General features: G+C 38.4%; 1 protein-coding gene. It reads right to left on the bottom strand.

The features are described 5' to 3' along the window. The coding region (locus tag HXW94_RS19090) for a hypothetical protein (RefSeq protein WP_178368447.1) at positions 1 to 255 on the bottom strand (255 nt) is incomplete at both ends.

Genomic DNA, 255 nt, shown 5'->3' with positions numbered 1-255 from the left:
AGCCAAACTGGATAAGTCCACGGTAAAACTTGTTGTCATACTGGTACCACTTAAAGTTTTAGTGCCGCTTATATCGGTTGCTTCGCCGCTTGATGTTTTGACAATATAAGCTAACCCCTTTAATCCTTTATCATCATTGGCAGTAACACTGATATCAAAATTACTGCTTTGGGGATTATTGCTGCTACTACTGCCCGATGTGTTTATTGTAACTGTTGGTTTATCATCAGGTGCATTAACTGTTACGTATAAGTT

Source organism: Desulfobacter latus (assembly GCF_013389365.1).
Lineage (GTDB): Bacteria > Desulfobacterota > Desulfobacteria > Desulfobacterales > Desulfobacteraceae > Desulfobacter > Desulfobacter latus.
The sequence above is the reverse complement of the archived record's forward strand: the minus strand, read 5'-3'. Positions and strand labels throughout refer to the sequence as shown.